This is a genomic window from Halosolutus sp. YCN4 (assembly GCF_059736495.1).
Genome location: NZ_JCASSM010000005.1, coordinates 339,067 through 358,402 on the forward strand (window position 1 = coordinate 339,067; position 19,336 = coordinate 358,402).

The 19,336-nt window shown below is 64.4% G+C and carries 20 protein-coding genes; 15 read left to right on the forward strand and 5 right to left on the reverse strand.

Annotated features, from left to right (window positions below):
• Nucleotides 1-56: 56 nt before the first annotated feature.
• Nucleotides 57-1,607 carry a histidine kinase dimerization/phospho-acceptor domain-containing protein gene (locus tag AC6I6X_RS19395; RefSeq protein ID WP_497932202.1) on the reverse strand — a complete coding sequence of 517 codons (1,551 nt, stop codon included), beginning with the start codon at nucleotides 1,605-1,607 and terminating at the stop codon, nucleotides 57-59.
• 260 nt (nucleotides 1,608-1,867) lie between these two features.
• Between AC6I6X_RS19395 and AC6I6X_RS19400 the strand changes: the two genes are divergently transcribed.
• On the forward strand, nucleotides 1,868-2,863 hold the full coding sequence (locus AC6I6X_RS19400) for a radical SAM protein (protein ID WP_497932203.1): 996 nt from the start codon (nucleotides 1,868-1,870) through the stop codon (nucleotides 2,861-2,863).
• 276 nt (nucleotides 2,864-3,139) lie between these two features.
• On the forward strand, nucleotides 3,140-3,961 hold the full coding sequence (locus AC6I6X_RS19405) for a hypothetical protein (RefSeq protein WP_497932204.1): 822 nt from the start codon (nucleotides 3,140-3,142) through the stop codon (nucleotides 3,959-3,961).
• 47 nt (nucleotides 3,962-4,008) lie between these two features.
• On the opposite strand, the gene AC6I6X_RS19410 is transcribed toward AC6I6X_RS19405, so the two are convergent.
• The gene (locus AC6I6X_RS19410) at nucleotides 4,009-5,325 is read right to left on the reverse strand and encodes a helix-turn-helix transcriptional regulator (RefSeq protein WP_497932205.1); all 1,317 of its coding nucleotides are present in this window, start codon (nucleotides 5,323-5,325) and stop codon (nucleotides 4,009-4,011) included.
• A 157-nt stretch (nucleotides 5,326-5,482) separates the two neighbouring features.
• Between AC6I6X_RS19410 and AC6I6X_RS19415 the strand changes: the two genes are divergently transcribed.
• Both AC6I6X_RS19415 and AC6I6X_RS19420 read left to right on the forward strand, forming a co-directional pair.
• Nucleotides 5,483-6,721: a DUF7096 domain-containing protein gene (locus AC6I6X_RS19415; RefSeq protein WP_497932206.1), complete on the forward strand. Its 1,239-nt coding sequence runs from the start codon at nucleotides 5,483-5,485 to the stop codon at nucleotides 6,719-6,721.
• Between the two features lie 108 nt (nucleotides 6,722-6,829).
• The gene (locus AC6I6X_RS19420) at nucleotides 6,830-7,327 is read left to right on the forward strand and encodes a type IV pilin N-terminal domain-containing protein (protein ID WP_497932207.1); all 498 of its coding nucleotides are present in this window, start codon (nucleotides 6,830-6,832) and stop codon (nucleotides 7,325-7,327) included.
• 68 nt (nucleotides 7,328-7,395) lie between these two features.
• On the opposite strand, the gene AC6I6X_RS19425 is transcribed toward AC6I6X_RS19420, so the two are convergent.
• Nucleotides 7,396-8,019, reverse strand: a complete 624-nt coding sequence (locus tag AC6I6X_RS19425; protein WP_497932208.1) for a methyltransferase domain-containing protein — start codon at nucleotides 8,017-8,019, stop codon at nucleotides 7,396-7,398.
• A 156-nt stretch (nucleotides 8,020-8,175) separates the two neighbouring features.
• On the opposite strand from AC6I6X_RS19425, the gene ahaH reads away from it, so the two are divergent.
• The 8 genes from ahaH to AC6I6X_RS19465 are packed head-to-tail and all read left to right on the forward strand — an operon-like array spanning nucleotide 8,176 to nucleotide 16,219.
• Nucleotides 8,176-8,508 carry an ATP synthase archaeal subunit H gene (gene ahaH, locus AC6I6X_RS19430; RefSeq protein WP_497932209.1) on the forward strand — a complete coding sequence of 111 codons (333 nt, stop codon included), beginning with the start codon at nucleotides 8,176-8,178 and terminating at the stop codon, nucleotides 8,506-8,508.
• Nucleotides 8,495-10,735, forward strand: coding sequence for a V-type ATP synthase subunit I (locus tag AC6I6X_RS19435; protein WP_497932210.1), 2,241 nt, complete (start codon nucleotides 8,495-8,497; stop codon nucleotides 10,733-10,735). The genes ahaH and AC6I6X_RS19435 overlap by 14 nt, the downstream gene beginning before the upstream one ends.
• Before the next feature lie 6 nt (nucleotides 10,736-10,741).
• Complete coding sequence (locus AC6I6X_RS19440; protein WP_497932211.1) at nucleotides 10,742-11,005, forward strand: ATP synthase subunit C-like protein; 264 nt, start codon at nucleotides 10,742-10,744, stop codon at nucleotides 11,003-11,005.
• Between the two features lie 21 nt (nucleotides 11,006-11,026).
• A complete protein-coding gene (locus tag AC6I6X_RS19445; protein WP_497932212.1) occupies nucleotides 11,027-11,608 on the forward strand; it encodes a V-type ATP synthase subunit E in 582 nt (193 codons plus the stop codon).
• Entirely contained in the window at nucleotides 11,605-12,702 is a 1,098-nt protein-coding gene (locus AC6I6X_RS19450) for a V-type ATP synthase subunit C (RefSeq protein ID WP_497932213.1), read from the forward strand. Before AC6I6X_RS19445 ends, AC6I6X_RS19450 begins: the two co-directional genes overlap by 4 nt.
• Nucleotides 12,699-13,028 (forward strand): V-type ATP synthase subunit F, encoded by a 330-nt coding sequence (locus tag AC6I6X_RS19455; RefSeq protein ID WP_497932214.1) that lies wholly within the window; start codon nucleotides 12,699-12,701, stop codon nucleotides 13,026-13,028. The genes AC6I6X_RS19450 and AC6I6X_RS19455 overlap by 4 nt, the downstream gene beginning before the upstream one ends.
• A gap of 3 nt (nucleotides 13,029-13,031) precedes the next feature.
• Complete coding sequence (locus AC6I6X_RS19460) at nucleotides 13,032-14,795, forward strand: ATP synthase subunit A (RefSeq protein ID WP_497932215.1); 1,764 nt, start codon at nucleotides 13,032-13,034, stop codon at nucleotides 14,793-14,795.
• A 2-nt stretch (nucleotides 14,796-14,797) separates the two neighbouring features.
• A complete protein-coding gene (locus AC6I6X_RS19465; protein WP_497932216.1) occupies nucleotides 14,798-16,219 on the forward strand; it encodes an ATP synthase subunit B in 1,422 nt (473 codons plus the stop codon).
• A 510-nt stretch (nucleotides 16,220-16,729) separates the two neighbouring features.
• Here AC6I6X_RS19465 and AC6I6X_RS19470 read toward each other — a convergent pair.
• Nucleotides 16,730-17,014, reverse strand: coding sequence for a DUF8143 family protein (locus tag AC6I6X_RS19470; protein WP_497932217.1), 285 nt, complete (start codon nucleotides 17,012-17,014; stop codon nucleotides 16,730-16,732).
• 62 nt (nucleotides 17,015-17,076) lie between these two features.
• Between AC6I6X_RS19470 and AC6I6X_RS19475 the strand changes: the two genes are divergently transcribed.
• The 3 genes from AC6I6X_RS19475 (at nucleotide 17,077) to AC6I6X_RS19485 (ending at nucleotide 18,720) form a co-directional block, all read left to right on the forward strand.
• Nucleotides 17,077-17,280 carry a zinc ribbon domain-containing protein gene (locus AC6I6X_RS19475; RefSeq protein ID WP_497932218.1) on the forward strand — a complete coding sequence of 68 codons (204 nt, stop codon included), beginning with the start codon at nucleotides 17,077-17,079 and terminating at the stop codon, nucleotides 17,278-17,280.
• A 193-nt stretch (nucleotides 17,281-17,473) separates the two neighbouring features.
• A complete protein-coding gene (locus tag AC6I6X_RS19480) occupies nucleotides 17,474-18,223 on the forward strand; it encodes a V-type ATP synthase subunit D (RefSeq protein WP_497932219.1) in 750 nt (249 codons plus the stop codon).
• 80 nt (nucleotides 18,224-18,303) lie between these two features.
• On the forward strand, nucleotides 18,304-18,720 hold the full coding sequence (locus AC6I6X_RS19485; RefSeq protein ID WP_497932220.1) for a DUF6276 family protein: 417 nt from the start codon (nucleotides 18,304-18,306) through the stop codon (nucleotides 18,718-18,720).
• A 37-nt stretch (nucleotides 18,721-18,757) separates the two neighbouring features.
• Here AC6I6X_RS19485 and AC6I6X_RS19490 read toward each other — a convergent pair whose 3' ends face one another.
• A complete protein-coding gene (locus AC6I6X_RS19490) occupies nucleotides 18,758-19,150 on the reverse strand; it encodes a DUF5811 family protein (protein WP_497932221.1) in 393 nt (130 codons plus the stop codon).
• Between the last annotated feature and the right edge of the window lie 186 nt (nucleotides 19,151-19,336).

Here is a 19,336-nt window from a genome sequence, read left to right on the forward strand (position 1 = left end):
GGGAGGACGGAATCGATCGAACGTGTCGGGGCCCGAACGCGGGACGCCGGCGACCGTCACGCGTCCGGCGATTCGATCGCCGTCTCGCTCTCGTCGGACCTGACGCCCTCGATCTCGAATCGCGCACCGCCGTCCGCCGCATCAACCGCCGCGATCGACCACCCGTGCGCCGTGACGATCTCCTCGACGATCGCCAGCCCGATCCCGGTGCCGTCAGCGGCCGTCGTGTGTCCGAACTCGAAGATCGATTCCCGATCGGGCGGGAGCCCGGAACCGGAATCCGCGACGTAGAATCCGGCGGTCGCGGCGTCGGCCCCGTCGGGTCCCGAATCGATCTCGCGGACGTCTTCCGACGCCGGCAGCGGACCGACGGCGACGGTCAGGCGATCGGTCGCCGGGGCATCCTCGCCGCCCGGGGTCCCGTGCTCGACGGCGTTCCGGAAGAGGTTCTCGAACAGTTCCCGGAGACGGGACTCGTCGGCGTAGAGGACGCGGTCTCGATCGATTTCCAGTCGCGCGTCGCCGGTCTCGATCGTCACCCACGCGTCGGTGGCGACGTCGACGAGGGACACCCACTCCTGCTCGTCGACTGCGGTTCCGTGCCTGGCGAGTTCCAACAGGTCGTCGACGAGTTCCGCCATGCGCGACAGCGACCAGCGGATGTCGTCGAGGTGTGAGCCGTCCGCCCCATCCTCGAGCAACGCGAGCGATCCCTGGGCGACGTTGAGCGGATTCCGAAGGTCGTGACTGACGAAACTGGCGAACTCCTCGAGTCGCTCGTTCTGGCGCTCGAGTTCGTGCTGGTAGCGCCGGCGCCGGGTGATGTCCCGCATCGCGTGGATCGTCCCTGCGAACTCGCCGTCCTCGAACGGCAGGAGTTTCGTGTGGACGGCGTACACCCGCTCGTCGCCGTCCGCCGTCCGGAACTGGACGTCGTACTCGGCCCGATCGAGATCGAACTCCGAAGAGAGGAGTTTCCGGACCTCCTCGACGTACTGTGTGGTCACCTGCTCGTCGAAGTAGCCGCGATCGATCAGCGTCGGAAACCGCGTCCCGAGCAGGTCCGCCCGCGACTCCTCGAACCCGGCCGCGAACGTCGCGTTCATCCAGCCGATCCTCGCGTCCGCGTCCAGGACGAACAGTTTGGTGGGCGCCGTCTCGAGGATCGTCTCGTACTCGGGATCGAGTTCGCGCTCGCGTCGCGTGCGGGTCGCGGGCCGGTCCGCGACGGCGCTCGTGATCCGGGTGGCCAGTTCGCCCGGCCGGTCGCGTCCCGCCTGTTTCGGGACGTAGTCGGTCACCCCCGCACCGATCGCGTCGCTGGCGATCGTCTCGGATCCCGATCCGGGACACAGGATGAACGGCACCCCGAGGTGGCGCTCGCGGACGGTTTCGAAGAACTCGAGGCCGTTCATTTCGGGCAGGTCGTACTCGCTGACGACGCAGTCGACGTCGTCGGCCCGCTCGTCCAACCGGGAGCGTGCGTCGGAAACGGTGGCCGCGACGGTCACGGTGACGTCGTCGCTGGCCCGCTCGAGCGCCGGCGCCGCGGCGTCACGAACCGCTGGATCGGCGTCGACCCAGAGGACGTTCGTCCCAGTTGCCATTGGATACGCACTGATATATTCCCCTCACATATGAAGATGTCGTCCCGTTGACGATCGGGTCGATCGGGAATCGGGCCGCGAACGGCCGTATTTTCGGTCTCTCACGGAGTGTCACGTCGTGATCATCGATCACTCACCGAATGTCGCGTCGCGGACATCGATCGCCGCGAAACTGGATTCGACAGGTTCAACGTGGAGACGCGTTCTGACGCACCGCGTTTCGCACGGCTTTTGAGTCTCGGCCCGGTAGCTAGCGTCGAATGATCTCGAAGGGCTGTGAGCAGTGCGCGAAAGGCGGCAAGATGGTGCTGTTCGTCTACGGCTACTGCGACCAGCGCGACTGCTTTTACTGCCCGCTCGGCGAGAACCGCAAGAACGTCACCGACGTCTACGCCAACGAGCGACTCGTCGAGCGCGACGCGGACGTCCTCACGGAGGCGAAACGGATGGACGCCCTCGGTACCTCGATCACCGGCGGCGAACCGCAGGAAGCCCTCGATCGGACCTGTCACTACCTCGAACTGCTGAAAGACGAGTTCGGCGAGGACCACCACACCCACCTCTACACCGGCATCACGGGCGGCCGCGAGAACATGCGCCGCCTCTCGGAGGCCGGCCTCGACGAGATCCGGTTCCACCCGCCGTACGAACAGTGGGGAGATCTCCACGGCACCGAGTGGGAGGACATCCTCTACATCGCCCGCGAAGAGGGCCTCACCCCCGCGTTCGAGATTCCCGGGATCCGCGCCGAGGAGGAGTTCCTCGAGTTCCTCGACGAGGGGGCCGCCGACTTTTGCAACGTCAACGAGTTCGAGATGAGCGACGGCAACTACCGCCGGATGCAGGAACAGGGGTTCGAACTCAAGGAGGGCCACATGAGCGCCGTGGACGGCGATCGGGAGGAGATCCTCGACGTGATGGGCGATCACGAGAAGGTCTACTTCTGTACGTCGGTGTTCAAGGACGCCGCCCAGCACCGCCGTCGCCTGAAGCGGATGGCCCGCAACATCCGCCGCGAGTTCGACGACATCACGGACGACGGCACGCTCGTCTACGGGAAGACGACGGCCCCGCCGGAGCGATTCGAGGACCTCGGCGTTCCCGAGGAGTTCTACACCGTCAAGACGAACCACGTCGAGGTCGCGTGGTGGCTCTTAGAGGAGATGATCGACGAGGGCGACCTCGAGGACGGCGAGATCGTCGAACAGTACCCGACTTACGACGGACAGGTCGTCGAGCGGACGCCGTTAGCGTAACGACCGCGAGAGAGCGCAGCGATCGAGGGCTGGTTTCACGAATGGAACGATCGACGACCAGCCAGCGCAGTGCTCGCGTCCAAGGGGGTACCACGCGGCGTGAAACGGCGTGAACTGATGCGTATCGTTTTGATCACTCCATAGGTGTCTTTCGTCTCGCTCAACGGACGCGCAAACGGGCGCACAGGGGCCGATACGGGCGATTCGTCGACAGACCGGGGGCGATCGCTTATCGAGCGTGTAATAATGAGTAGCGTTCCGGAACGGGTTCCTACAATGCAATTTCGAACCGTCGCCACCGTCGCGGTGGCACTGCTCGTGGCTCTCTCGGGGTGTAGCGCCCTCGGAGGATCGTTCGCGGATGATACGACGAGCGAACCCGAGACCGAATCGAACGCCACCGAGGACCTGAACGACAGCGCGTCGGCGGACGGCGAAGCGGACGAAGACGACACGAACGGGACCGAAGACGAGACGGAATCGGACGAGGACGATACGGCTGATACGGAGTGGTATCCGCCGGCGGAACCGAACCGCCCGCTGGAGGACAAGCGCGAGGATCGGATCGAGAGCGTCGAGTTCGTCGACAAGGAACCGGCAGCGGACGGCGAGGGCTACTCGAACTTCAACCTCGAGGTCGTCGCCAACACCAGCATGGAGAACGTCGATCCGCCGGAACACGGCGACGTGGAGGGCGAGCCGTACTTCTTCGTCAAAATCAACGAGGACACGCAGAAGATCGTCGAGCGCACGCAGGAGGTCCGGATGGACGAAAACAGCACGTTCCACATCGACGTCCGACCGGCCGGGATCGAAGAGTTCGGCGAGGGTCCGCTTACCGTCGAAGTCTTTCTGATGGACGAGGACAAGGACTGGGACGACATCTACGCCTCGGTGGGCAAAGAGATCTACTTCAACCCGGATACCGACGACGCAGACGACGATACCAACGAGACGGATTCAAACTCCAGCACGGACGATTCGAACACCGATGAGGACACCGACGGCGCAGGCGACGATACGGGCGATACTGACGAAGAGAGCGACACCGAGGATTCGGATTCAGAGGCTGATGATTCAGGAGGCGACGAGAGCTAAGTCGAACGACGAGAACCGAGTAGGACCTCGAACCAACGATCGGCCGATCAGTCGATCTCGGTCGGATCGACCTCTGGTAGCGTGATCAGGTTCTCGCGCCCGATCCGAAGTTTCTCGATTTCACCGTCGTCGTCCATCTGTGAGAGCAGTTGGGAGACCTTGGCGTTCGACCAGCCGGTTTCCGTGACGATCGAGGCCTGTTTCATCCGGCCACCGTTTCGCTTCAGCATCCGGTGAACGCGTTCCTCGTCGCTCAGCAGTTCCGGGTCGACGTCGTCGGGTTCCTCGAACGACAACTGTTCACCCCCGTCCGATTCGGCGGCTGCGGGACCGGCGTCCGGCACCCGGCGATCGTCGGGTCCGGAGCCCGCGGCCGGCGCGTCGGGGTCGCGCGAGCCGATCACGGGCAAGCGATCGTGGATCGCTGGCGGCAAGCGATCGCGGATCGCCGGCGGAACCTCGATGTCGACGTCCGATCGGCGGCGTGCGACGACGTAGGCGGCCGCGGCACCGACGACGATCACGAGGAGCACAGCGCCGGCGTAGATCAACGAGTCCTGCGGGCCACCGGCGACGCGAACGAAGACGATACGGAGATCGCCGCTGTCGAACTGCTTTGGACCGTCCCAGATGAACGCTCCGTCGTTCGTGGTAGACGGCGGCGTGTTGAACTCGTCGAAGCTGTACCCCTGCGGTGACCGGATGACGAGTCGCTGGTCCGCGCTGAGACTCGAGAGCCACGGCCCCTCAGAAGTCGCGAACGCGTCGCCGAAGTAGATCCGATCGTCTTCAGTGGTCGCGAAGTTGGTCCAGGTAAACGAGTACGAGATGACGCCGACGCGGTAGTCCTCGTCGGCCGCGTCATCGGGGGCATCGATCGATTCGATCCGAGGTTCGTCCCAGTTCGCTCCTTCGATCGACATGGTACGGTCGGTTGACTGCTCGGCGGTGGATACCCTGCTCTCGAACAGTTGACGATCGGGGCCGACGTCGCGATTGCCGGCGGCGACCTCCGTGGCGTAGGACTCGAACGTCTCCACGTCCTCGTCGTCGGTCAGGAGAAACCGGCTCTCGATCGACCACTCCGCGTCACCGCGTTCGGTGACGTTGATCCGGATCACCTGCGCCGGGTCCGCAGCCTGGAGCGACGACTGCTGATCGTCCTGGATCGACGACGAGGAGGTCGGATCCGAGAGGGAGATCACGTGTGGCGGCTGCACCGCAGGGTCGTGGAGGGGCGCCTCGGACGGGGACCGATCGGCTACCGTCGGCGTCCGCGCCGACGGTGCGGCGGCCACCGCCCCCAGCATCGACGTGACGAGGAGGACTGTGAGGGCGAGTGTAACGGCGGTGGATAACCGCATGCGTATCAACCGGTGGTCCCCCATAGGAAAAAACACTTTCCATCGAAAAAATCCGGGATTGCGTTCGCCCCCGGATCCGCTCCGTAACCGAAGCCGCCGTAAAGACAGCATTACTGGTGCGACCAGCTTTTATATCAGGAGCCCATACAGTGCCTCGATGAACAGCGCGACGTCCGCCCTCCTCGCGTTGCTCCTCGTCTGCTCGCTCCCCGCGATGACCGTCGTCGCAGCGGGGCCAGTGGACGAGGAGATCGGCGACGCGAACGACGACCAGACCCTTCGTTTGCTCCCCCATCAGGAAGGGGATTTATTCCAAACCGAAAATACGACGAACCGGCTCACGCTGAGCCACGAGCCCACCGACGTAACCAGTACCCACGCTGAATACCAACACGATCTCGGAACGGAACTCGCGATTGCCGATGACGAGCTCAGGATCGACCAGGACAAGTACGCCATCCTCGATCACGAATTCGACGACGCGACCGACGAAGAGCGATCGGAGATGGCCGAGGCGACCTACAGCCATCTCAAAGACCAGATAGAAGCCATAGAAACTCGCGAGCGGAACGCCGTCCGCGCACACGCCGACGGCGACATATCTGACGCGGAGTTGCTCCAGACGCTGGTACGAAATTACAGGAAAGCACTCGTGATTCACGAAACCCTCTCCGAATTGGACGATCGAACGGACGGAATTTCGGGTTATTCAGTACCGCAGGAGCAACTCCGAGCCGATCGCACGATCCTCGATTTCCATCAGACGCAGATCCGCTCCGTCTTGGATGCATCGTCGGGAACGCAACAGAAGGTCCTGATCGAAACCTCACAAAACGGGTACAGTCTCGCGATGATACGCGGCGGGACGTACGTCGTCGAAACGACACGGTTCGATAATCGGGATACGAACTCCACGAATCAGTTCGAAGAGTTCGAAGGAGCGATCGAACGGACGAGCGAACTGTACCCGTGGGCGGGAAGTGACGAATACGGCTCTCCCCACTTCCAGGACAACAGCTACGAGAATCTCTACTGGATAGATATTCTTCACCAGCAGGGCTCTCTTGGGGTGTATCTCGACGCTGGGACCGGCGACGTGCATCGGGAAGTACAGGAACTATCGATGGCGAAACTGCCCCAGTCCGAAACCGAGACCCGGTCCGACGACGGCCTCGAACTCACGCTCAACCGGACGCCGGCGAACGGTCCGGCGGAGGTGAAGGTGGTCGACGCAGTCTCGGGCGAACCACAGGAAGCGACGATCACTATCGACGGCTACGAGTACGGCGAGACCGACGGCGACGACGGGACGCTCTGGATCCTCCCACCGTCCGGGGAGTACGAACTGGGTGTCGAGACGGAAACCGGGAGTATCAACGCGACCGTATCGAGTTAGCGGGTCGCTGTTCGATCGCGCGGTAGCGAATCGCGTTCGATCGCGTCCAGCAGGGCCTCGTCTACCGGATGCTGGCGTTTATAACTGAAGAGGAGGCCATGCTGGTTCGTGATCGGACGGCTGGAAAGTTGCGCCGAGGAGCCCCCGCGTCGGGAACGCGGCGTCAGCCCGATCGTCGGCCTGCTGGCGCTCCTCGCGGTTACCGTCGCGCTCGCGACGATCGTCGCCATCGGCGCAAGTACGGTATCGATCGGGTCGACCGGGCCGACGGCGGCGTTCGACCTCGCCGTCGACGGATCGACGATCACGATCGAGCACGTCGCCGGTGACGCGATCGACGTGGCGGCGCTTTCGGTGACGATCGCGGTCGAGGGCACGGAACTGGACAGTCAGCCGCCAGTCCCGTTCGTCGGAGCCGAGGGGTTCGACGGCGCGCCGGGGGGGCCGTTCAACGCGGAATCGGATCGGACGTGGCGATCGGGGACGACCGCCGGGGTTACGGTCGCCGACACGAACGCGCCCGAGATCGAGCGCGGCGATTCGGTGACGGTCACGCTGGTCGTCGACGGGCGCCGGGTCGCGACGCTCGAGACGACGAGTCGGTGAGACTCGCACGGGAAACGGGCAGTGCGGCAGGGGCATCGTGGAGATCAGCGTTCGAGTTCCGCGATCCGTCACTCGGGTGCCCTGCCGATCGTCGTAATCGCGACGTCTGGATCGTACGACGGGCCCTGGAACAGGTGTTGCACGTCCTCGAAGCCGGCGGTCTTGAACATCCGATCGGCCTCGTACTCGTCGTAAAACAGCATTATTGAGTCGGCGAGCCGCTGGGCGAGGAAATTGTCGGGATAGTTCGGTCCGACCACGAGCACCTGGCCGCCGGGGTTTAGCACGCGGCGGAACTCACGGAGCGCGAGGATCGGATTGGGCCAGTATTCGATCGAACCGGAGGACCAGACGACGTCGAACGTGTCCGTCGCGAACGGGAGCCGTTCGGCGTCCCCGCGGTGGAAGTGCACGGGCGGAGCGCGTTTGCCGAACTTCGCGTAGGCCTGCTCGAGCTGGTGTCGACTCTGGTCGAGCGCGTACACTTCGTCGACGTGTTCGAGGAGCCCCTCGGTCGCGAACCCGGTGCCGCAGCCGACGTCGAGAACCGTCATGTCGTCCTCGAGGTCGAGCAACGAGAGGGCCTCGGCTCGCATGTCCTCGGTCCAGACGAACGGGTTGACCTGGTCGTACACCTTCGAGAGGTACTTGTAGAACAGTCGAGCACGGGCCTTGTTCTCGAGAACTCCCATTGTGCGAAAGTTTCGGTCCGAAGAAAATATGTCTGCCGTTCCCGGTGGGACCGAGGCCTGGTAATCCGTGACTACCCTCCAGCGGACGCCGAGCGCGGTGAGGTGCTTTCGCAACTACCATATACGCGCTCTGGCAAACATCCGTTTGCTTAGAGTATGCCGAGGCCAGAGGTTCTCGAACGAATTAAGTCGGCGGAAGAAGAGGCCGACGAGATCGTCGCATTGGCAGCAAACGACCGCGACGAGCGAATAGCCGAGGCCCGGGAACGTGCCGAGGAAATTCGCACGGAAGCGGAACAGGAGGCGCGGGAGTTGAAGGAGCGCCGCCTGGAGGAGGCTCGCGAAGAGATCGACGCGGAGTGCGAGCGCGTCCTCGAAGAAGGCGAACAGGAGCGCGAGGAACTCGCCGAGCGCGCCCGGACCCGGGTCGACGAAGTGACCGACCACGTCGTCGAACTGTTCCAGGAGGACGTCCATGCTCAGACCTGAGCGGATGAGCAAGGTCTCGGTGACCGGCTCCAAGGGCATCATGCCCACGGTCATCGAGACGATCCACGGACTGAACCTGGTGCACCTCTCGGACTACGACGGCTCCTGGGAGGGGTTCGACAACGGCAACCCGATCGAGGGTGCCGAGAACGCCTCCGAGAAGCTGGTGACCGTCCGCGCCCTCGAGAGCACGCTCGGACTGTCCGACGCGGACGTCGCGCCGGGCACGATCGAGGACGACTGGGAGAACCGACTCGAGGAGATCCGCACGCGGGTCAACGACCTCGACGATCGGCGAACGGAGGTTCGCGAGGAACTGCGCCGGGTCGACGAGCGGATCGATCGGGTCGCCCCGTTCGCGGAACTCGGGATCGACCTCGATCTGCTGTCGGGCTACGACTCCGTCGAAGTGCTCGTCGGCGAAGGTCCCCGAGCGGCGATCGAGGGGGCGCTCGACGCGTCGGACGACGTCCGGGCGTTCGAGACGTTCACCGGTGGCGATGTCGTGGCGATCGTCGCCGCGCCCACCGACGACGCCGAACCGGGCGCCGTCGACGACGCCCTCGTCGGGGTGGAGTTCACCCGCCACGAGGTACCCGACACCGAGAAGAGTCCCGAAGCGTACGTCGACGAACTCGAGTCGCGCAAGCGCGAACTCGAGTCGAAACTCGAGGAGATCGACGCGGATCTCGAACAGATCCGCGGGACGGAGGGACCGTTCCTCCTGCGCGTCGAAGAAGAGCTCTCCATCGAGGTCCAGCGCGCGGAAGCGCCGTTGCAGTTCGCGACGAGCGAGCACGCGTTCATCGCTGAGGGCTGGATCCCGACCGACGAGTACGAAACCCTCGTGGCGGCGCTGAACGATGCCGTCGGCGACAGCGTCGAGATCGAAGAGCTAGAGCGGGCGGACTACGACCGCCACGGAGCACACAGCCACACCGAAGAGGTCCAGAAAGGGGCGCCCGCCGCGGCCGACGACGAGAGCGCCGCCGAAGCCGACGACGAACCGCAAAAGGCCGTCACGGACGGCGGCTCTGCGGTCACGATGGGCGACGAACCGCCGACCGTACAGGACAATCCGGGACCGGCAAAACCGTTCGAGGTCCTGGTACAGGCGGTCAACCGGCCGAAGTACAGCGAACTGGATCCGACGATCTTCCTGTTCCTGACGTTCCCGGCGTTCTTCGGGTTCATGATCGGCGACGTCGGGTACGGGATCCTGTACGTGGCGATCGGCGCGTACATGGCGACCCAGTTCGACAGCAAGGGCATCACCAGTCTCGGCGGCGTCGCCATCTGGGCCGGTCTGTTCACGATCCTCTTCGGGTTCGTGTACGGCGAAATCTTCGGCCTGCACGTCCTCGGCGAGGTCGTCTGGCACGACACGCTGAACGTCGAACTGCTCCCGCTCAACAAGGGGCTCGAACCGGCAGCCGCCGACTTCGCGCTCGGCTGGATGGTCATCAGCGTGCTCGCCGGGATCGTCCACCTCAACATCGGGTACATCGTGGACTTCTACGAGAACCTGAGCCACGGCATCAAGGACGCGCTCTTCCACAGCGGCTCGTGGATCCTGATGCTCAACGGGATCTGGATCTGGATCTTCTCGACGCACGGAGAGGGTTCGAAGCCGGGCTTCCTGTTCACGACGTTCGCCGGTGACGGTCCGTTCCCGATCGGGTTCACCGGATTCCCGGAGTGGGGACTGTTCACGATTCCAGGAGTCGACATCCTGGTCACGGTGCCGCTGCTCGTCTTCCTCGTCGGGCTCGTCATGCTGATCGTCAGCGAACCCGTCGAAGCAGTCGAAGCGCTCGACGTCGTCGTCAACGTCTTCTCGTACACCCGGATGGGGGCCGTGTTGCTCGCGAAGGCGGGGATGGCCTTCGTGGTCAACCTCCTGTTCTTCGGCGGGTACGAGGACCCGGACGGCGCGTTCCACTTCCTGGGCTCGGCCGGACACGGACCGGGCTACGTCGCCGAACACTACGGCGGCGAAGCCACCGTCATCTTCGACGGCCTCATGCACATAGGAGGCATCGGCGGACTACTCGGCGGGCTCGTCATCCTCGTCCTCGGACACATCGTCGTGCTAGTGCTTGGCGTGACAAGCGCCGGCTTACAGGCTGTACGGCTCGAGTACGTCGAATTCTTTAACAAGTTTTATGAGGGCGGTGGGGCGAACTACGAACCGTTCGGACACGATCGAAATCACCCAGAGAACTAATCAATCATGATGGACTTTGCACCTGCATTCGCCGACGTTGTACTGCAAGCAGAAGAAGCCGCTGGCCCGACGCTCAACGACGCTGGTGCCGCGGCAATCGCCGTCGGTCTCGCCGCGCTCGCGGCGGGCTACGCCGAGCGTGGTATCGGCGCGGCCGCCGTCGGCGCGATCGCCGAAGACGACGACATGTTCGTTCCCGGCCTGATCATGACCGTCCTTCCGGAGACGCTCGTGATCCTTGCCCTGGTCGTCGTCTTCATCGTCGGATAACCACGCCCCCTTCTCTCACCAATGAGTTTGGATACAGTCGTAGAAGACATTCGAGAAGAGGCCCACGCGCGTGCGGAGGACATCCGCAATGAGGGCGAAACGCGCGCCGAAGAGATCGAATCGGCCGCCGAGGAGGACGCCGAGGAGATCGTCGCGACCGCAGAGCGGGAGGTCGACCGCGAGATCGAGCAGCTTCGCGAACAGCGTCTCTCCAGTGCCAAACTGGAGGCGAAACAGAAGCGCCTGGAGGCACGCCGTGACGTCCTCGGCGACGTTCGCGAGCAGGTCGAAGACGAACTCGCCGCGCTCGAGGAAGACACCCGTGAAGAACTCACCCGGGACCTGCTCGACGCCGCGAGCAGCGAGTTCGACGCCGACGACGACGTCAGCGTCTACGGTCGCGCCGACGACCAGGAACTGATTGAGTCGATCCTCGCGGACTACGATGGCTACGAGTACGCCGGCGAGTACGACTGTCTCGGCGGCGTCGTCGTCGAGAGCGAGCAGTCCCGCGTTCGAGTCAACAACACGTTCGACTCGGTGCTCGAGGACGTCTGGGAGGAGAACCTCCGGGAGATCAGCAACCGACTCTTCGAGCAATGACTACGAGAGGCTCAAATCCGGAGTCCGGAACGCTCGGTGCCTCGAACCCCGAGTACGTGATCGGGCGCGTTCGATCGCGCCGTGCGTCGCTGTTCTCGGACGAGGACTATCGAAAGCTGGTCCGGATGGGGCCGAGCGAGATCGCACGGTTCATGGAAGAATCGGAGTACGAACGCGAGATCAACGAACTCGGCTCGCGCTTCTCGGGCGTCGACCTGATCGAATACGCGCTGAACCGGAACCTCGCGAAGCACTTCCAGGACCTGCTGGACTGGTCCGAAGGTCGGCTGTACGACCTCATCTCCCGGTACCTCCGAAAGTTCGACGTCTGGAACATCAAGACGATCATCCGCGGGATCTACACCGACACCGATCCCGAGGAGATCCGGACCGACCTGATCCGCGCCGGCGAACTGGACGATCGGACGGTCGATCGCCTGCTCGAGGTCGACGAGATCGAGGACGCGATCGAGGTGCTCAGCCGGACGGTCTACTACGAGCCCCTGACCGAGGCCTTCGAGGAGTTCGAGGAGACCGGTGCGCTCGTCCCGCTCGAGAACGCCCTCGATCGGGAGTTCTACGAGCACCTGCTCGAGGACGTCTCCCGCGGGCCGGGTGCCGAGCCCCAGGAGGGACCGAAAGCGAAGTACGTCGAGTTCCTGCAGGCCGAGATCGACTTCCGGAACGCCCGGAACGCGTTGCGCCTCTCGCGAAGCGGTGCCGACCTCGATCCGGCGTCCTACTACATCGAGGGCGGCGTCCTGTTCGACCAGTCGGAACTGAGCCGACTCGTCGGCGACTACGACGCGCTCGTCGACCACATCGCCGAGAACAAGCGGTACGGCGATCGGCTCTCGGAAGCCCTCGATCGGCTCCGCGGGGCTGACAGCCTTATTCAGTTCGAGCACGCACTAGACGCTGCGTTGCTCGAGTACTCGGATACGCTCTCGAGTATCTACCCGGTTTCCGTCTCGGCCGTGCTGGCGTACATCCTCGCGAAAGAGCGCGAGGTCGAGAACATCCGCGCGATCGCGCGTGGCCGGGAGGTCGGTCTCTCGGAGAACGAAATCGAAGACGAACTGGTGATCCGATGAGTCAGGAAATCGCAGTCGTCGGCAGTCCGGAGTTCACGACCGGCTTCCGCCTCGCTGGCGTGCGCCGGTTCGAGAACGTGCCGGACGACGACAAGGAGGCGACACTCGACGACGCCGTCACGGACGTCCTCGACGACGAGGGCGTCGGCATCGTCGTCATGCACGACGACGACCTCGAGTACCTGTCGCGGAACGTCCGCCAGGACGTCGAGACGAGCGTCGAACCGGTCGTCGTCACGATCGGTAGCGGCACCGGTGGCGGCGGCCTGCGCGAGCAGATCAAACGTGCGATCGGTATCGACCTGATGGACGAGGACGAGAGTTAAACTATGAGCCAGGCAGAAGACATCGAATCCGTCGACGAAGACGGTGTAATCGAAAGCGTGAGCGGTCCGGTCGTGACCGCCGCGGACCTCGACGCCCGGATGAACGACGTCGTCTACGTCGGCGACGAAGGGCTGATGGGCGAGGTCATCGAGATCGAAGGGAACCTGACCACGATTCAGGTGTACGAGGAGACCTCCGGGGTCGGCCCGGGCGAACCCGTCGAGAACACGGGCGAACCCCTGGCCGTCGACCTCGGGCCGGGGATGCTGGACTCCATCTACGACGGCGTCCAGCGGCCGCTGGACGTACTCGAGGAGAAGATGGGGACGGCGTTCCTCGACCGCGGGGTCGACGCCCCCGGGATCGACCTCGAGAAAAAGTGGGAGTTCACCCCCGAGGTCGAAGAAGGAGACACCGTCGAATCCGGTGACATCGTCGGGACCGTTCCCGAGACCGTCACGATCGACCACAAGGTGATGGTCCCGCCGGACTACGAGGGCGGCGAGGTCACGTCGGTCGAGAGCGGCGAGTTCACGGTCGAGGAGACCGTCGTCGAACTCGACAGCGGCGAAGAGATCCAGATGCACCAGGAGTGGCCGGTCCGTGAAGCCCGGCCCGCCGGTGACAAGGAAACGCCGACCGAACCGCTCGTCACTGGACAGCGCATCCAGGATGGTCTGTTCCCGCTCGCAAAGGGTGGGACGGCCGCGATTCCCGGTCCGTTCGGCTCCGGGAAGACCGTCACCCAGCAGCAACTCGCCAAGTGGTCCGACGCGGACATCGTCGTCTACATCGGCTGTGGCGAGCGCGGCAACGAGATGACCGAGGTCATCGAGGACTTCCCGGAACTGCCGGACCCGCAGACCGGGAACCCGCTGATGGCCCGGACCTGCCTCATCGCCAACACCTCGAACATGCCCGTCGCGGCGCGTGAATCCTGTATCTACACCGGGATCACGATCGCGGAGTACTACCGCGACATGGGCTACGACGTCGCGCTGATGGCCGACTCCACCTCCCGGTGGGCAGAGGCCATGCGGGAAATCTCGAGCCGACTCGAGGAGATGCCCGGCGAAGAGGGGTACCCCGCGTACCTCGCGGCTGCGCTCTCGGAGTTCTACGAGCGCGCCGGCAAGTTCCAGCTGATCAACGGCGACGAGGGTTCGATCTCGGTCGTCGGCGCAGTGTCGCCGCCGGGCGGGGACTTCTCCGAGCCCGTCACTCAGAACACGCTTCGTATCGTCAAGACGTTCTGGGCGCTGGACGCCGACCTCGCGGAGCGTCGGCACTTCCCGGCGATCAACTGGAACGAGTCCTACTCGCTGTACAAGGACCAGCTCGACCCGTGGTGGGAAGCAAACGTCGAAGACGACTGGCCCGAGGTCCGCCAGTGGGCCGTCGACGTGCTCGACGAGGAGGACGAACTCCAGGAGATCGTCCAGCTCGTCGGGAAGGACGCGCTGCCGGAAGACCAGCAGCTCACCCTCGAGGTCGCTCGCTACCTGCGTGAGGCTTGGCTCCAGCAGAACGCGCTCCACGACGTCGACACCTACTGCGAACCCGAGAAGACCTACCGGATGCTCGTAGCGATCAGGACGTTCAGCGAAGAGGCCTTCGACGCGCTCGAGGCGGGCGTTCCGGTCGAGGAGATCCAGGACGTCGACGCGGCCCCGCGACTCAACCGTATGGGGACTGCCGAGGAGTGGAACGAGTTCATCGACGAGATCGAATCGGACCTCAAAGACCAGATCAGAGCGCTGTACTAACAATGAAAGAGTACCAGACAATCACCGAAATCAGCGGTCCGCTGGTGTTCGCCGAGGTCGACGAACCCGTCGGGTACGACGAGATCGTCGAAATCGAGACACCGCAGGGAGAGACCCTGCGCGGACAGGTACTGGAATCGAGCGAAGGAATCGTCTCGATCCAGGTGTTCGAGGGGACCGGCGGCATCGACCGCAACGCCTCCGTACGCTTCCTGGGCGAGACGATGAAGATGCCCGTCACCGAGGACCTGCTCGGGCGGGTGCTCGACGGCTCCGGGAACCCGATCGACGGCGGCCCGGAGATCGTCCCCGACAAACGACAGGACATCGTCGGCGAGGCGATCAACCCCTACTCCCGGGAGTACCCCGAGGAGTTCATCCAGACCGGCGTGTCGGCCATCGACGGCATGAACACGCTGGTTCGCGGCCAGAAGCTCCCGATCTTCTCGGGGTCCGGCCTGCCGCACAACGAACTCGCGCTCCAGATCGCCCGTCAGGCGACCGTCCCGGAGGAAGAAGAGGGCGACGACGACGAGGGGTCGGAGTTCGCCGTCATCTTCGGGGCGATGGGGATCACCGCCGAAGAGGCGAACGAGTTCATGGACGACTTCGAGCGCACCGGCGCGCTCGAGCGATCGGTCGTCTTCATGAACCTCGCGGACGACCCGGCAGTCGAACGCCAGGTCACCCCGCGCCTCGTGCTCACCACGGCGGAGTACCTGGCCTTCGAGAAGGACTACCACGTGCTGGTTATCCTGACGGACATGACCAACTACTGTGAGGCCCTGCGCGAGATCGGTGCCGCTCGCGAGGAGGTCCCCGGTCGGCGTGGCTACCCCGGGTACATGTACACCGACCTGGCCCAGCTCTACGAGCGGGCCGGTCGAATCGAGGGCCGCGACGGATCGGTCACGCAGATTCCGATCCTGACGATGCCCGGCGACGACGACACCCACCCGATCCCCGACCTCACCGGCTACATCACCGAGGGACAGATCGTGATGGACCGGGACCTGAACAGCCAGGGGATCGAACCGCCGATCAACGTCCTGCCGAGCCTCTCGCGGCTGATGGACGACGGGATCGGCGAGGGCCTCACCCGCGAAGACCACGGCGACGTCTCCGACCAGATGTACGCGGCGTACGCGGAGGGTGAGGACCTGCGCGACCTCGTGAACATCGTCGGTCGCGAGGCGCTGTCCGAACGGGACAACAAGTTCCTCGACTTCGCCGATCGCTTCGAGGAGGAGTTCGTCCAGCAGGGGTACGACACCAACCGCTCGATCGAGGAAACGCTCGAACTCGGCTGGGACCTGCTCTCGATGCTCCCGAAGGAGGCCCTCAACCGGATCGACGAGGAACTCATCGCGGAGCACTACCGCGAGGACGAGTCCGAAGTTGCGGAAGTGACGGCCGACGACTGAGCAGGGAGGCGTATTATCGCCGACCCGCAGTCTCGGCCGTCCAGGCCGACGACTGAGCAGGGAGGCGTATTATCGCCGACCCGCAGTCTCGGCCGTCCAGGCCGACGACTGAGCAGGGAGGCGTATTATCGCCGACCCGCAGTCTCGGCCGTCCAGGCCGACGACTGAGCAGGGAGGCGTATTATCGCCGACCCGCAGTCTCGGCCGTCCAGGCCGACGACTGAGCAGGGAGGCGTATTATCGCCGACCCGCAGTCTCGGCCGTCCAGGCCGACGACTGATCGGGAGCGCGGTCCTGCGGACCGCGGAAAAGCGAGCGGGGAGGCACGACCCGCGAGCAGAGGGGCGGTCCCGCCGATCGCACGCCGAGACGTTCTTTTTCCGAACCCCGCGAAGAGCCGTGGGTCGTCGATCGGAGGCGCTGTCACCTCGCGATCGACTCCCGGACGTGAATCGGTCGACAGCCGGAGTGTCGAACCGATTCGGTCGGGAATCCGGGTATAGCGGGTCGCTAGGGCCGATCGTCCCGATCGCCCCAGTCGGTCCGGTTCCCCCACTCCGAATCTGCGTGTCGATCGCCGCCCCGGTCGTCGCGATCGGTCCGGTCGGTGGTGGACGCATCCGGACCGTCGCCCGATTGGGAGGGCGACCGACCCCCGCGCGCTTTCGCGATCTGCTCCGCCTCCGACCGATCGACGACGGTGGGGTGGGACGTTTCGTTCTCGATCGCCAGCCAGAGCAGGAGCGGGATCACGAGGGCGAACAGGAGGAAGACGAAGACGAAGGCGGCGGACATCGGTAGCCGATAACTCGCGTTCCGAGCACAAAGAATTTATCGTATGACACGAAGGAGCAGGTATGAAAGACGACGATCGCGGCTGTCCGAAGTGCGACCACACGGAGACGGAGGTCGACGAGATTTCGACGACCGGAACGGGACTGTCGAAGTTCTTCGACGTCCAGAACCGACGATTCATGGTGATCAGTTGTACCAACTGCGGCTACTCGGAACTCTACCGCGGCCAGTCGTCCGGGACGATGGCCGACCTCTTCCTGGGGTGAGACGGATTGCTGTCCCGAGGTCCCGGCGCACCCGCGGACAGGTCTCGGTTCGCGCCGGAACTGACGGACGGCAGTCCGTAGTATCAGTCCGCGTCTCGTCGTCGACTCACGACGGAGTCCGGCCGGGAAGCAGCCCGGACGGCCGGCAAAACTGTAAACAGTTATCCGACTGGGAGCGCAAGCCCTCCACAAGATGGCCAAGGACGTCAAACCCACCCGCAAGAACCTGATGGAGATCGAGGATCGGATCGAACTCTCCGAGCGCGGGCACGGGACCCTGGAAAAGAAGCGGGACGGGCTGATCATGGAGTTCATGGACATCCTGGACAAGGCCCAGGACGTCCGCGGTGACCTCGCCGACGACTACGAGGCGGCCCAGAAGAAGATCAACATGGCCCGGGCCATGGAGGGCGACGTCGCGGTTCGCGGCGCCGCCGCGGCCCTGCAGGAACACCCCGAGATCACCACCGAATCCAAGAACATCATGGGCGTCGTCGTCCCCCAGATCGAGTCCTCGCGGGTCTCCAAGAGTCTCGACCAGCGCGGCTACGGGATCATGGGCACCTCCGCCCGCATCGACGAGGCCGCGGAGGCCTACGAGGACCTCCTCGAGAGCATCATCCTCGCCGCGGAGGTCGAGACCGCGATGAAGAAGATGCTCCGGGAGATCGAGACGACCAAGCGCCGCGTCAACGCGCTCGAGTTCAAACTCCTGCCCGACCTCTACGACAGTCAGGAGTACATCGAGCAGAAACTCGAGGAACAGGAGCGCGAGGAGACGTTCCGCCTGAAGAAGATCAAGGACAAGAAAGAACAGGAGGAGAAAGAAGAGCGAGCGGCCGAAGCCGAAGCCGAATCCGAGGCCGAAGACGAGGCGGAGCAGGAGGACCTCGAGGACACCCAGCCGAGTACCGCCGCCCGATCGCCGACGGCCGACCAGTAAGCTCCGGACCCGGATACACCGGCCCGGCGCGATCGACCACGGGACCGCGTCGACGACGTCCCGGTGACGACTGACACCCGATGGCCTGTTCACACTGCGGCACCGAATCGACGATCGCCACGGCCGTCCCCGACGACTACCGCGAGTACGCGCCCGAGTCCGCGGCCGCGGTGACGATCTGTCCCACCTGTCTCACAGTCGACCCGGCACCGTCGGCGGCCGCCCGCGACGACGGTGATGGAGACGACCCCGACTTCACGGCCATCAGCGACGCGTTTCCGAGGCGGCCCGATCGAGCGGTCCCGCTCGCGCTCGCGCTCCACCTGTGTGACTCGCTGGCGACCAACCGCGAGGCGATCGAAACCCTGCTTCGGGCCGTCGAGCGGGCGGGAACGGACCCGCTGCTGGTCGTCGATCGTCTCGTCGCCGAGCCGTCGATCGAGCCGGCGATCGACCTCGATCGTCGTCGGCACCAGCTCGAGCAGTTGCTGTACTGAGTCGAGTGGGGAGTCGGCGAAAACGCGGAGAGTGAACTTACTTCCCGGTCGGCGTCACGTTGTTGCTAACGGCCTGTTTCACCTGTAACGCGGCGCTGGCGGCGAGGCCGCGGGCGACCTCGTCCCGTTCGTCGGGCGTAATGACCTCTTCGGGAGCCTCCTCTAGGTCGGGCGTGAAACCGGCGCTGACGGCGTGACCGATCGGTGGTCGAACGGCGACGGTCACCTCGGGGCCGGAGATACCACGGGAGACGTCGGCGTCGACGACGTACTCGCTGGGGAGGAACTCGCGAGTTCGGGCGGCGATCCGCGAGACGTCGCGGTTGAGTACCCGCTTCTGGGCGCTCGAGAGTTCCGGAACGTCCGCCGCTGCACGCTGACCAGCACCCGTTTCCCCCGGCAGCCCTGCGTACGGCGTATTTCCGTTCATGAGAAGTGTGTGGCGCTACCAAAGGTCCGGGTGCTAAAAAGGGTTCGCCTTCGGGAAGGGGCATTGTTCAGATTAGCCTGTTCCAGCAATACGCGAAGCTCTGCAGCCACGTTTCGGCCGTTTCTGGATCGGCGTTTCTAAAACAATTTCCAAATTGATAGGTTCGCCGTTTTACTTCTTGGAAAA